We start from the raw sequence: 12,663 nt of genomic DNA, 5'->3' as shown, positions 1-12,663 counted from the left end.
GCGTGTCGCCGACGAAGCCGCGGTCCGCCGGACTACCAGCGTTCGGGCGGCACGTCGAAGTCGCGGCAGAGCGCACGCCATACGATCCGCGGGTCCACGCCGTCGTCGATGGCCTGCGCACCGGTGCGCCCACCGAGGTCGACGATCACGTGGTCGACCAGCATGGCGTCGGCGGTGCGCTGCCCGAACTCGAGATGCATCATCTCGGTGAACTCGGTCAGTCTCATTCCCATGTCGTCGCTCCTCGCCTGTCGTCGAGGACTCGATGCACGAGTTCGACCGGATCCTCGGTCGCCGCCGCCGTGTCCCCCACTCGCCGTGCGGCGGCGCGATACGCATCGTCGCCGAGGACCCGTGTCACCGCGTCGGCGACGGCGTCGGCGGTCACCGGCCGGACCGGTACGCCGGCACCGGCCCGCTGCACGCGGCACGCCAGTTCCCACTGGTCGCCACCGCCCGGCACGGTCACGACGGGAACACCGGCGCTCAACGCCTTGGCGAGCATGCCGTGACCCGATCCGCAGATCGCCAGATCGGCGTCGGCGAGGGCGAGATCCTGACGGCCGGGCCCGGTCACCAGGCCGTCGGGCACCGCCCCGCCGGCCGACGGCGGTTGCAGCGCCGACCACACGACGCGGACGGGGCCGCCACGCTGCAGCGCGGCCAGCGCCGCGAGCGCCGCGGGGCCGAGATCGCCGGATCCGGTCTGCGCCGTCGACGGGCACACCAGGACGAGCGGTCCGGGGCCCGGCGGGATCGCGAACTCGGCGTCGGTGGGTTCGAAGAACAGCGGCCCGACCAGGTGCGTGTGCGGCGGCCAGTCGGGGCGCGGCACCTCCAGCCCCGGGAGGGTGGCGACGAACCGCGCGGCCGGCGACGGGTCGGGGGTCAGCCCGATCCCCCGGCGTGCCGCGCGGCGCTGGGCCCGGCCACGAGCCCGGGCGGGCGCGCTCAGCGCGCGCAGCGACAGGTCGCGCAGACGTCCACGCACGCCGGTGCCGGCTTCCAGACCGGCACCGATCGGCGGGAGTGCGCGCGACTGGTCGTAGAGCGGGTGCGGAGACAGCTCGATCCACGGGATGCCGGCGAGTTCTGCGGCCCATCCCCCGGCGACGGTGATGACGTCGCCGATCACCAGGTCGACGTCGTCGACCGCGATGCGGGGCGCCAGTTCGACGGCCATGCGGGCGGCACGGCTGCTCAGCTTGGCACCGGCGTCGGTGTCGTCTTCGTCGTCCCGCACCGCCAGACCGGGCAGTTCCCGGACGGTCAGGCCCCGCCGGGCGGCGACGTCGGTCCAGCCGGTACCGGTGTAGACGACGGTCTCGTGTCCCGCGGACTGCAATGCGGCCGCCAAGCCGAGCGCCGGGAAGGCATGTCCGGCGTCCGAGCCCGCGACCAGGGCGATACGGCTCAGTTCTCGGCGGCCTTGGTCTTCTTCGCGGCGGCGGCCGTCGTGCCGCCGGCCTCCACCTGCGCCTGGGCGGCACCGGTCGGCAGCTGATTCATGTCGGCGCGAATCTGTTCGAGACGTGCATGGCCGGCCATCTGTACGTTGGCCTGCTCGATCTCGGCCATGCGGCCGTGCACCGAGTTCTGCGCCAGTTCGGCCGACCCGAGGGCGTTGGCGTAGCGCTGCTCGATCTTCTCGCGCACCTGATCCAGGCTCGGGGTGTTGCCGGGCGCGGACAGCTCACTCACCTGGTTGAGGGACTTGCTGACCTGCTCCTGCATCTTGGCCTGCTCGAGCTGGCTGAGCAGTTTGGTCCGCTCGGCGAGCGTGCCCTGCAGGGCGGTCGCGTTCCGTTCGACGGCGGCCTTGGCCTGCTCCGCCGCAGTCAGCGACTGGTCGTGCAGAACCTTCAGGTCCTCCACGTTCTGCTCGGCCGTCACCAGCTGAGCCGCGAAGGCCTCGGCCGCATTGGTGTACTCGGTGGCCTTCTTGGTGTCTCCGGCGGCCGCGGCCTGATCGGAGAGGGTCAGTGCCTGCCGGACGTTGCCCTGGAGCTTCTCGATCTCCTCGAGCTGCCGATTGAGCCGCATCTCCAACTGCCGCTGATTGCCGATGACGGCGGCGGCCTGCTGGGACAGTGCCTGATGCTGACGCTGCGCGTCTTCGACGGCCTGCTGGATCTGGATCCGCGGGTCCGCCTTCTGGTCGATCGTGTCGTTGCCCCAGGCGGTCAGGTACTTCCACGCCTTCACGAACGGATTGGCCATGCCTTCTTCTTCCTTGACCTCAGGCCGCGACCAGCTCGGCCGCGGCAGTCGCGTCGGCGGGGATCACGTCGATGACGACCGGCGACAACGCCCGGCCGACCTCGGTGAGCACGTCGCCGATGGGGACGTCGAGGGCGTCGCAGATGGCGGCGAGCAGTTCGCTCGACGCCTCCTTCTGGCCGCGCTCGACCTCGGACAGGTAGCCCAGCGACACCCGCGCCGAGGTGGACACCTCACGCAGGGTGCGTCCCTGGTCCGTACGGACACGACGCAGTTGATCGCCGATGGCTTCACGCAAGAGAATCGCCACGCCTGTTCCTCCTTCAAGGGTCGTCGTGCCCGCGGCGGGCCGCGCCGACTCCTGTGTCGTCGACACTAGTCGAATTCGGCGCGGTGCGCCGCAGGCACCACTACGGTAAACTCCCCGTACTCGCGGCTTGTTCCCGCCGGGGAAAAGAATTTCAGTCCTCGCCCGCTCCGCGGCGCAGGACCAGGGCCCGGTAGACGTAATCGAGGCCGGTCACGACGGTGACGGCGACCGCCGCGTACATCAGCACCATGGCGACGGTGTGCACCGCTCCGCCGATCGGCAGGATCAGCAGTCCGATGGCGATCGACTGCAGCATGGTCTTGAGTTTGCCGCCCTGAGATGCGGCGATCACGCCGTGCCGCACCACCCAGAACCGCAGGAGCGTCACACCGATCTCGCGCACCAGGACGACCACCGTCATCCACCACGGCAGCAGTCCGAGGATCGACAGCCCCAGGAGGGCGGCGCCGATGAGCGCCTTGTCCGCGATCGGGTCGGCCAGTTTGCCGAAGTCGGTGACCAGACCGCGCGACCGCGCGATCCTGCCGTCGAGCTGATCGGTGACGGCGGCGACCGCGAAGACCACGAACGCCGCGATCCGCCACGGCGTCGAGTGGCCGGAGTCGACGAACAGGAGCACCACGAAGACGGGCACCAGGACGATCCGGAAGACGGTGAGCGCGTTCGCCACGTTGACCACGGGCACGACGGCGCCGGAGCCGGTCGCATCGCGCACGGATTCACTCACGCCCTCAGCCTATCTGCCGCACCACCCGCCCGGTGACCGTGGGCACGAGACGGGTGAGGACTATTGTGGTCTTCCATGTCCGCCGAGCCCGCCGCCACACCCTCCGCCGACGCCTCCGGTGTCACGGTGCGCCGCGCCCGGACCTCCGACGTCCCGCGGATCAAGGAGCTCATCGACATCTACGCCGGCAAGATCCTGCTCGGCAAGAACCTGGTCACGCTCTATGAGAGCGTCCAGGAGTTCTGGGTGGCGGCGGACTCGGACGGCGACGTCGTCGGCTGCGGTGCACTGCACGTCATGTGGGCCGACCTCGGCGAGGTGCGCACGGTGGCCGTGCACCCGGACGTGTCCGGTCAGGGCGTCGGGCACCGGATCGTCTCGCAGCTGCTCCGTGTGGCTCACGAACTCGAACTCGAGCGGGTGTTCGTGCTGACCTTCGAGGTCGACTTCTTCAGCCGGCACGGCTTCACCGAGATCGAGGGGACGCCGGTCTCCCATGAGGTGTACGAGGAGATGTGCCGCTCGTACGACACCGGTGTCGCCGAGTTCCTGGATCTGAGCTTCGTGAAGCCGAACACGCTGGGCAACACCCGCATGCTCGCCGTCCTGCGACCCTGACCGCCCGATCCCCGAGGAGCACGACCATGCCGACGTTCGCCGTCGAATACACCTACGACCCGGCTGCCGCCGCCCTCCGGGACGAACACCGTCCCGCGCATCGCCGATTCCTCGGCGAGGGCCACGAGGCCGGCCGGGTGCTGCTGTCCGGTCCGTACGCCGACGGCACCGGGGCGCTGCTGATGATCGCCGCCGACGACGAACAGGCCGTCGCCGACTACCTCGCGACCGACCCGTTCGCTCTGGTCGGGGCGATCGGCGCCACGCGCATCACCGCCTGGACGCAGGTGTACGGCCCGTTCTGACCGGATCTCCGGCGACTACGTCGCCCGGCGTTCCCGCCGGCGCGTGACGACCAGGCTGGCCACCGTCGTCACCACCAGCGTGACGCCGATGAACCCGAGACTGACCGGTGTCGAGATCTCCGGGACCGGCACGTGGTGGCCGCCGTTGATGAAGCCCAGCGTGTTCTCGTGCAGGGCGTGCAGCACCAGCTTCACGCCGATGAACGCCAGGATCAGCGAGAGTCCGTACGACAGGTAGATCAGCTTGTCGAGGAGTCCGCCGATCAGGAAGTACAGCTGGCGCAGGCCCATCAAGGCGAAGGCGTTGGCCGCGAACACCAGATACGGCTCCTGGGTGAGGCCGTAGATCGCCGGGATCGAGTCGAGGGCGAACAGGACGTCGGTGAAGCCGATGACGACCAGCACGATCATCAGCGGCGTCGCCATCGCGCGTCCGCCGACGCGGGTGAACAGGCGGTCGCCGTCGTAGGTGTCGGTGGTGCGCAGGAAGCGCTTGGCGAAGCGCTCGACCCGGCCCTCCCGCTCGCGTTCGTGCTCCACCGGTTCGTCGCTCTCGGTCAGGAGTTTGACGGCGGTGAGGATCAGGAACAGACCGAACAGGTAGAACACCCAGCTGTAGGCGGCGATGGCCGCGGCGCCGACGGCGATGAAGACGCCGCGCAGCACCAGCGCCATCACGATGCCCAGCAGCAGCACCTTCTGCTGGTAGACGCGCGGTACCGCGAACTTCGCCATGATGATGACGAAGACGAACAGGTTGTCCACCGAGAGCGCCTTCTCGGTGACGTAGCCGGCGAAGAACTCACCGGAATAGGTGCCGCCCCACTGCCACCACACGAACAGTCCGAAGACGACGGCGATGCCGATGTAGACGAGAGTCCAGAATCCGGACTCGCGGAGCGTGGGTTCGTGCGGCACCCGGACGTGGGTGACGAAGTCGAAGACGAACAGGGCGGCGATCACTCCGACGGTGATCAGCCAGGTGAGTACGGAGACGTCCATGGATATCCTTCAGCGCGCATAGCAGCGGTGCTGAAGGTCTCTCCCACCCGGCCCGGAGCGTCTCCGGGCGGGCCGGCGTCCCGGGCTCCGCGGCGACCGGACGATCGGCGTCCGGGGTTCGCGGCGCCGTACTGACGAGACGCCGTCGAGGGGATACTCCCCTTCAATCGCGTCTCACTCTACCGGATGCGGCGTGGCTCAGCGCGGAGTGACGGTGACGGTGAAGGCGATCGGCGCGATCCCGTCCGCACTCAACGTCACCGCGGTGCTTCCGGGTGCCACCGCGTTGATCCCCGGGTTGAAGGTCGCGGTCTGATCGACCCGTCCCGCGGTGAACGTCGCCACCGCGGTATCTGCGACGTCACCCCGATAGGCGTCGACGGGACGATCCACGTTGATGTTCAGCACCTGTCCGACCTTGAGTCCGACGGTCCGGCCGGGAAGGTCGCCGACGCTCATCGTGACCGGAGCGATCACGTTCCCACCCACCGGCTCGTCTTTCGCCTCGTCGTGGCTCGAGCACGCCGCGATCGAGGCGGCCAGTCCCGTCGCGACCAGGATGGTCGCCGTCTTCTTCAGCATGACTCCAGTATCCCCTGCCCCCGGCGCCGCCGGGTTCAGAACGGGTCCGCGTCGTCGACGTCGTCGGGTGCGCCGCTGGTGCCGCCGCCGGTGATCGACGCGATCACCCCGGCCAGGTCCTCCGGCTTGACCAGCACTTCGCGGGCCTTGCTGCCCTCGCTGGGGCCGACCACGCCGCGGGTCTCCATCAGGTCCATCAGCCGGCCGGCCTTGGCGAAGCCGACACGCAGCTTGCGCTGCAGCATCGAGGTCGAACCGAACTGGCTGGAGACGACGAGTTCGATCGCCTGCAGAAGATCGTCCAGATCGTTGCCGATGTCGGCGTCGATCTCCTTCTTGTCGCCGGCTTTGGCGGTGGTGACGCCGTCGACGAACTCCGGCTCGGCCTGTTCCTTGGTGAACTCGACGACCGCGTTGATCTCCTCGTCGGAGATGAAAGCACCCTGCAGCCGGATGGGCTTGTTGGCTCCCATCGGCAGGAACAGTCCGTCGCCCATGCCGATCAGCTTCTCGGCGCCCGGCTGGTCCAGAATGACCCGCGAATCGGTGAGCGAGGAGGTCGCGAACGCGAGGCGGGACGGCACGTTGGTCTTGATCAGACCGGTCACCACGTCCACCGACGGACGCTGGGTGGCCAGGACAAGGTGGATGCCGGCGGCGCGGGCCTTCTGGGTGATGCGGACGATCGCATCCTCGACGTCACGCGGCGCCGTCATCATCAGGTCGGCCAGCTCGTCGACGATGGCGACGATGTACGGGTACGGCTTGTAGACGCGTTCGGAGCCGAGCGGCGTGGTGATCTCGCCGGACCGCACCTTGTCGTTGAAGTCGTTGATGTGGCGGACGCGCGAGGCCTTCATGTCCTGGTAGCGCTGCTCCATCTCCTCGACCAGCCAGGCGAGCGCGGCGGCCGCCTTCTTGGGTTCGGTGATGATCGGCGTGATCAGGTGAGGAATGCCCTCGTACGGGGTGAGCTCGACCATCTTCGGGTCGATCAGGATCATCCGGACCTCGTCCGGCGTCGCCCGCGTCAGCAGCGACACCAGCATGGAGTTCACGAAGCTCGACTTGCCCGAGCCGGTGGAACCGGCCACCAGCAGGTGCGGCATCTTCGCCAGGTCCGCGGTCACGAAGTCGCCTTCGATGTCCTTGCCCAGACCGATGAGGGTCGGATGCTGGTCCTTGCGGGTCGCCGGCGCGTTGAGGACGTCGGCGAGCCGGACCATCTCGCGGTCGCTGTTCGGCACCTCGATGCCGACCGCGGACTTGCCCGGGATCGGCGCGAGCAGCCGCACGTTGTCGGTGGCGACCGCATAGGCGATGTTGCGCTGCAGCTGGGTGATCTTCTCGACCTTCACCGCCGGGCCGAGTTCCACCTCGTACCGGGTGACGGTGGGTCCACGGGTGTAGCCGGTGACCGCCGCATCGACCTTGAACTGCTCGAGCACGCCGTTGATGCGGTCGATCATCTCGTCGTTGGACGCGCTGCCGCGCTTGGGCGGGTCGCCCTTGATGAGCAGTTTGGTGGACGGCAGCCGGTAGCCGTTGGACCGCCGGCGGGCCGGGGCGGCCGGCTTCTTGCCGACGGCACGGGTCGCCGCCACGTCCTTGGCCGGATCGTGGTCGATGGGGCCGATCGCGGTGGTGACCTGCTGCTCGAGAGGAGTGTCGAGCAGGGGCTCGGTCATCAGATCGGTCATGTGCGTGTCCCGGTCGGTACCGGCGGTGGGCCGGGCCGGTCGGCGGGTCCGGTCGTTGCCGGTGAGCCGGGCGCGTGCGGTGCGTGCAGCCGGGCTGCGCCGCTCGTCGGGCGGGTAGTTGTCGTACGGGTCGCCCCATTCGGGCTCGGCATCCGGGTCGATCGCGGCATCGGCGTCGGCGTATCCGCCGGCCGGATCGAAACCGTCGTCGTACCCGTCGGCGTCCTCGTCGTACTCCGCGTACTCGTCGTCGTAGTCCGCGTATTCGTCGTAGGCGCGGCGGCCGTATGCGCCCAGGCCCAGGTAGGAGGCGGTGCCGTCGAGCACCTGGTGCAGCGTGCGACCGCTCAGGGCCAGCAGTCCGAGTAGGCCGGCGACGACCAGTGTCGGGACCGACAGCCACACGGTGATCGCCTGGGTCATCGGGCCGGCGACGGCGTAGCCGAGGAATCCCGCCGCGTGGGCGCGGGCCTCGGACAACCGCGGTGCGCCGCACATCAGGTGGGCGATACCGAGCACCGAGAGTCCGAGCAGCACCCCGCCGCCGACGTTGCGCAGCCGGCGTGCGGGGTTGGGGGCCTTGCGCATGAGGGCCACCGCGACGATCAGCAGGAGCACCGGCACCACGTAGGCGAGGGAGCCGACGCACCAGCGGGCGATCGTGTCGACGAAGGCGCCGACGGCGGCCGGTGCGGCGAACCAGACGCCCGCCGCGATGAGTCCGGCCAGGAGGGTCAGGGCCAGTCCGGCGCCGTCACGGCCAGGGCGGCGCTCGGGCTCGAGCAGGTACTCGGGATTCTCCGGGTCCACCTCGGCCTTCACGCCGACGCGAGCGACGGTGCCGAGTCCGCGTGCGGTCAGGTTCCAGATTCCGGCGACGCCACGACCGACCCCACGGCCGACCGAGCCGATCGGCGACGGGGCGTGGTGGATCTCCTGGGACCGGGTGTTCGCTCGCGGAGCCTGAGCGCGCGTGAGCCCGGTCGCGCCGGTGGTCTGTCGACGGTTCGACGATCCCCCGGAGGGTGCGGTGCGCGAACGCGGGGCGCCGCCCCGAGAGGTCGCGGACGTGCGGCTACGCGTGCTTGCCTGAGAAGCCATGGCTCTCAGCCTAGTGCCTTTACGTCACATCAGTCACATACGCAACACGCGGGAGGTCTGCGGCGTGATGAAGTCGTGACCTAGTTGTTCTTCCCCGTGAGGTTGGGAACGCGGTCGGCGGGGACTTGGCCTCCGATGCCGGTATGGGGTCGGTGATGATTGTAGTGATGAAGCCAGTCGACGTAGGTTGCTGCGCGGGCTTCCTCGCTTGAGTAGATGTGGGCGTAGGCCCATTCGGTGGCCAGTGTGCGGTTGAATCGTTCGACTTTGCCGTTAGTTTGCGGCCGGTACGGGCGCGTGTACCGGTGCGTGGTCTTCTCGCCGAGGGTTTTGTTGAACAGTGTCGAGCGGTAGCAGGAACCGTTGTCGGTCATCACCGCGGTCACGATGATCCCGTTGGCGGCGAAGAACGTCTTGGCCCGTAGCCAGAATCCGGCGGCGGTCTCTTTGCGTTCGTCGTCGAGGATCTCGCTGTAAGCCAGCCGGGAATGGTCATCGACCGCGTGGTGCAAGAACGCGTACCCGCGGCCCTTCCTACCGTTGTTGCGGTTGCCGATCGTGCGCCCGAGCATGCGATGACCACCACCATCAGGGATCCTGCCGAGTTTCTTGATGTCGACGTGCACGAGCTGACCGGGCTCATCGACCTCATACCGGTGTGGTGCAGGCTTGCGTACGGCCAACCCGGTCGCCTGGTCCAGGTGCGCCAGCAGCGGCATCTGGTAGCGGGCCAGGACCCGCCCGACGGTCGAACGGGCGATCTGCAGGTGATAGGCGATCCGGTGTGGACCCCAGCGGCGAGTGAACCGCAACCCGATGATCCGGCGTTCGAGCCTGCGGGAGATTCGTTGCGGACAGCGCCGCGGACGCGATGATCGATCAGTCAGTGGCAGGCCGGCCCGATACCGATCAGCCCATCGCTTAGCAGTCGATGGTGAGCACTGGAATCGTTCAGCAGCTCGCCGCAACGGCCAACCGTCCTCGACGATCAGAACAGCAAGACGACGACGCCCCTCGGGGGTCAAGGGTGCATTAGCGTGAGTCACGAAGGCCTCCGTGGTGTGGAACTGAGTTGTGGTAACCCAAATCCTGCCCGGAGGCCTTCGCCTACCTCACACGTTCACAACGTCCCGGGGAAGAACACCTAGTCGTCCCGGCCCGGACCGTCCACCTCGATGACCGTGGGAACGATCATCGGGCGGCGGCGATAGGTCTGCGCCACCCAACGGCCGACGACCCGGCGGATGGCCTGCGCGATGCGATGGGCGTCGGTGATGCCCTCGTTCGCGAGCTCCTCGAGGGTCTTGTCGACCAGTTCCGCGGCCTCGGACAGCGCATCCGGATCCTCGGAGAAACCGCGGCCGTTGATCTGCGGGCGCCCGGTGGCACGGCCGGTGTGCTCGTCGACGGCGACGGTGATCGCGATGAAGCCGCCCTCCCCCAGCACCAGTCGGTCCGAGAGCGTCGATTCCCCGACGTCACCGACCGAGAGACCGTCCACGTACACCTCGCCGATCGGCACCCGGCCGGTGATGCGGGCGCGCCCGTCGATCAGGTCGACCACCACGCCGTTCTCCGCGAGCACGATCCGATCGCTCGGGACACCGGTGGCCTCGGCCAGTGCGGCGTTGGCCCGCAGGTGGCGCCACTCTCCGTGCACCGGCATCACGTTCGACGGGCGGACGGCGTTGTAGAGATACAGCAGCTCGCCGGCCGAGGCGTGACCGGACACGTGCACCTTGGCGCTGGCCTGCGTGATGACCGTCGCGCCCCGCTTGGCGAGACCGTTCACCACCGCGAACACCGAGTTCTCGTTGCCGGGGATCAGCGACGAGGCGAGCACCACGAGGTCGTCGGCCCGGATGTTGATCTGACGATGTTCGCCGCGCGACATCCGTGACAGGGCAGCCAGGGGTTCGCCCTGGGATCCGGTGGTGATCAGCACGACGCGATGATCCGGCAGGGTGGCCGCGGTGTCCATGTCCACCACCACGCCCTCGGGGACGTGCAGGTAGCCCAGATCCTGTGCGATCTGCATGTTGCGGACCATGGACCGGCCGACGAAGGTGACCCGGCGGTTGTGGCGCTGAGCCACATCCACGATCTGCTGGATGCGGTGCACGTGGCTGGCGAACGAGGCGACGATCACGCGCTGGCGGGCCTTGCCGATCACCGTGTCCAGGACCGCGCCGATCTCCCGCTCGGGAGTCACGAAACCGGGGACCTCGGCGTTGGTCGAGTCGACCAGGAACAGGTCCACTCCCTCGTCGCCGAGCCGGTTGAAACCGCCCAGGTCGGTGAGGCGGTGGTCCAGCGGCAGCTGGTCGAGCTTGATGTCACCGGTGTGCAGCACGACACCGGCGTCGGTGCGGATCGCGACGGCCAGCGCATCCGGGATGGAGTGGTTGACGGCGAAGAACTCGAGGTCGAACTTCCCGTAGGTGTTGCGCTCCCCCTCGGAGACCTGGATCAGCTTGGGCCGCAGACGATGCTCGCGGCACTTCGCCTCGACCAGCGCCAGCGTGAAGCGCGCGCCGACGACGGGGATGTCCTGACGCATGCGCAGCAGGAACGGCAGGGCGCCGATGTGGTCTTCGTGACCGTGCGTCAGAACGATGGCGTCGATGTCGTCGACGCGGTCCTCGATCAGCCGGAAGTCCGGGAGGATCAGGTCGACGCCGGGCTGCTGGTCTTCGGGGAACAGCACACCGCAGTCCACGATCAGCAGGCGTCCGTCGTACTCGAAGACCGTCATGTTGCGGCCGACCTCGCTGATGCCGCCGAGGGCGACGATCCGCATGCCGCCCTTGGGGAGAGCACCCGGTGCGGGCAGGCGATCGATCACGTCACCGGTGACACCGGAACCGGTGGCCTTGTCCAGGCCGCCGACCGACTGGCCTCCGGAGGCCGCACCGTCACCGGACTTCTTGCCCTTGCTCCGCTTGCGGCGCTTCTTGGCGGGCGACGGCTCCGCGACAGGAGTGTCGGGCTTGTCGACGACGGGCTTGTCGACGACGGGATTCTCGACGACAGGACTCTCGACGACAGGATTCTCGACGACAGGGGCGGGGGCGCCGGCGGGACGGCGAGCCGCCCGGCGGCGGCGCGGCTGCTCCGGGCCGGTCATCAGGCGATCACCCCGGCCGCGTCGAGCAGACTCTTCAGCGTGGTGAGCTGATCGTCCGTCGGCGGTACCTGCGGCAGGCGCGGGTCACCGACGTCGCGCCCGAGCAGGCGCAGTCCGGCCTTCACCATGGTCACACCGCCGAGCGCGGAGAGGGCGTCGACCAGCGGAATCATCGACACGTGGATCTCGCGCGCCGTGGCGAGGTCTCCGGCGCCGACCGCGTCCCGCAGGGCCGCGAGCCGGTCCGGCACGAAGTGCCCGATCACGCTGACGAAGCCGGTCGCGCCGACCGACAGCCACGGCAGGTTCAGTCCGTCGTCGCCGGACAGGAACTGCAGATCGGTCTGTGCCATGATCCGCGAGCCCTCCACGAGGTCGGCCTTCGCGTCCTTGACGGCCTTGATGTTCGGGTGCTCGGCCAGCGCGATGATCGTGTCGGTCTCGATCGGCACCACCGAACGCGGCGGAATGTCGTAGAGCATGACGGGCAGGTCGGTGGCGTCGGCGACGGCCCGGAAGTGCGCGAGCAGACCGGCCTGCGGAGGCCGCGAGTAGTACGGGGTCACGATCAGCAGACCATGGGCGCCGATCTCGGCCGCCTCCTTGCACCGTTCGATGGTTTCGGCGGTATCGTAGCTGCCGGCGCCCTGGACGATCCGGGCCCGGTCACCGACCGCGTCGAGGACGGCGCGGAGCAGGTCGTTCTTCTCCTGCGCGGAGGTGGTCGGCGACTCGCCGGTGGTGCCCGAGACGACCAGACCGTCGCAGCCGTTGTCGACGAAATGCGTCGCCAGTTCGGCGGCCTTGTCCAGGTCCAGCTTCCCGTTCGGCATCGAACGGGGTCACCATGGCGACGGAGACGGTTCCGAAGGGAGCCGCGGGGCTCGCAGACACTGCCGAATTCATGCAGATGAGGCTACCGCACCGGGGCTCGCCGCCCAGCCGTCACC

12 protein-coding genes and 1 pseudogene are annotated in these 12,663 nt (G+C 68.8%); 2 read left to right on the top strand and 11 right to left on the bottom strand.

What is annotated here, in order from left to right; all coding sequences use genetic code 11:
* Positions 1–32: 32 nt before the first annotated feature.
* The 5 genes from QM774_RS03385 to pgsA all read right to left on the bottom strand — a co-directional run bounded on the left by QM774_RS03385 (position 33) and on the right by pgsA (position 3,278).
* Positions 33–227, bottom strand: a complete 195-nt coding sequence (locus QM774_RS03385; RefSeq protein WP_414976576.1) for a DUF3046 domain-containing protein — start codon at positions 225–227, stop codon at positions 33–35.
* The gene (locus QM774_RS03380; protein WP_414976575.1) at positions 224–1,417 is read right to left on the bottom strand and encodes a glycosyltransferase; all 1,194 of its coding nucleotides are present in this window, start codon (positions 1,415–1,417) and stop codon (positions 224–226) included. The genes QM774_RS03385 and QM774_RS03380 overlap by 4 nt, the downstream gene beginning before the upstream one ends.
* The gene (locus QM774_RS03375) at positions 1,414–2,220 is read right to left on the bottom strand and encodes a PspA/IM30 family protein (protein ID WP_414974540.1); all 807 of its coding nucleotides are present in this window, start codon (positions 2,218–2,220) and stop codon (positions 1,414–1,416) included. Before QM774_RS03375 ends, QM774_RS03380 begins: the two co-directional genes overlap by 4 nt.
* A 19-nt stretch (positions 2,221–2,239) precedes the next feature.
* Positions 2,240–2,530, bottom strand: a complete 291-nt coding sequence (locus tag QM774_RS03370) for a helix-turn-helix domain-containing protein (protein ID WP_414974539.1) — start codon at positions 2,528–2,530, stop codon at positions 2,240–2,242.
* Between the two features lie 151 nt (positions 2,531–2,681).
* On the bottom strand, positions 2,682–3,278 hold the full coding sequence (pgsA, locus tag QM774_RS03365) for a CDP-diacylglycerol--glycerol-3-phosphate 3-phosphatidyltransferase (RefSeq protein WP_414974538.1): 597 nt from the start codon (positions 3,276–3,278) through the stop codon (positions 2,682–2,684).
* A 75-nt stretch (positions 3,279–3,353) separates the two neighbouring features.
* Here pgsA and QM774_RS03360 point away from each other — a divergent pair, with 75 nt between their 5' ends.
* Both QM774_RS03360 and QM774_RS03355 read left to right on the top strand, forming a co-directional pair.
* A complete protein-coding gene (locus tag QM774_RS03360; RefSeq protein WP_414974537.1) occupies positions 3,354–3,896 on the top strand; it encodes an amino-acid N-acetyltransferase in 543 nt (180 codons plus the stop codon).
* A gap of 26 nt (positions 3,897–3,922) precedes the next feature.
* Positions 3,923–4,201 (top strand): YciI family protein, encoded by a 279-nt coding sequence (locus tag QM774_RS03355; protein ID WP_414974536.1) that lies wholly within the window; start codon positions 3,923–3,925, stop codon positions 4,199–4,201.
* A gap of 15 nt (positions 4,202–4,216) precedes the next feature.
* Here the strand turns inward: QM774_RS03355 and QM774_RS03350 are convergent, their stop codons facing one another.
* The 6 genes and pseudogenes from QM774_RS03350 to dapA all read right to left on the bottom strand — a co-directional run bounded on the left by QM774_RS03350 (position 4,217) and on the right by dapA (position 12,619).
* Positions 4,217–5,203: a TerC family protein gene (locus QM774_RS03350; RefSeq protein WP_414974535.1), complete on the bottom strand. Its 987-nt coding sequence runs from the start codon at positions 5,201–5,203 to the stop codon at positions 4,217–4,219.
* Between the two features lie 198 nt (positions 5,204–5,401).
* A complete protein-coding gene (locus QM774_RS03345) occupies positions 5,402–5,785 on the bottom strand; it encodes a hypothetical protein (protein WP_414974534.1) in 384 nt (127 codons plus the stop codon).
* 35 nt (positions 5,786–5,820) lie between these two features.
* Positions 5,821–8,586: a DNA translocase FtsK 4TM domain-containing protein gene (locus QM774_RS03340; protein WP_414974533.1), complete on the bottom strand. Its 2,766-nt coding sequence runs from the start codon at positions 8,584–8,586 to the stop codon at positions 5,821–5,823.
* 80 nt (positions 8,587–8,666) lie between these two features.
* A complete protein-coding gene (locus QM774_RS03335; RefSeq protein WP_414974532.1) occupies positions 8,667–9,632 on the bottom strand; it encodes an IS481 family transposase in 966 nt (321 codons plus the stop codon).
* Between the two features lie 98 nt (positions 9,633–9,730).
* Positions 9,731–11,713 carry a ribonuclease J gene (locus QM774_RS03330; protein ID WP_414974531.1) on the bottom strand — a complete coding sequence of 661 codons (1,983 nt, stop codon included), beginning with the start codon at positions 11,711–11,713 and terminating at the stop codon, positions 9,731–9,733.
* A pseudogene (dapA, locus tag QM774_RS03325) lies at positions 11,713–12,619 on the bottom strand (4-hydroxy-tetrahydrodipicolinate synthase). Before dapA ends, QM774_RS03330 begins: the two are co-directional and overlap by 1 nt.
* Positions 12,620–12,663 lie beyond the last annotated feature (44 nt).

The sequence above is a fragment of the Gordonia sp. (in: high G+C Gram-positive bacteria) genome, from assembly GCF_047600565.1.
Classification (GTDB): domain Bacteria; phylum Actinomycetota; class Actinomycetes; order Mycobacteriales; family Mycobacteriaceae; genus Gordonia.
This window is presented reverse-complemented; position numbering and strand designations above follow the sequence as displayed.